This window comes from Streptomyces beijiangensis (assembly GCF_017315755.1).
GTDB lineage: Bacteria > Actinomycetota > Actinomycetes > Streptomycetales > Streptomycetaceae > Streptomyces > Streptomyces beijiangensis.
In genome coordinates this window covers 1-232 of record NZ_JAFLRJ010001683.1, presented here as the reverse complement: position 1 = coordinate 232, position 232 = coordinate 1, and the positions used below count along the sequence as shown (strand labels likewise).

General features: G+C 42.7%; 1 protein-coding gene. It reads left to right on the top strand.

The genetic code is table 11. From position 1 onward, the window contains the following. On the top strand, positions 1-232 hold a 232-nt coding region (locus tag J0695_RS43220; protein WP_206970258.1), incomplete at both ends, for a carboxyltransferase domain-containing protein.

Here is a 232-nt window from a genome sequence, read left to right as displayed (position 1 = left end):
ATTATCCGCTGCTGATTAACGAAACGGAAAATAGACGCTTTCCATTTTCCGTCCGCTGCTCAGGCGATGCGAATATACTTGTGGAATACGGAGAAATGGAGCTTGATCTGCTGCTTCGCTTCCAAGTACATGCTTTAATGGAAGCTATCCAAAAGCGTGAGGATTTACCGGTTCTAGATTTAACGCCTGGTATCCGTTCTCTTCAAATTCATATTGATGCAACAAAGATATC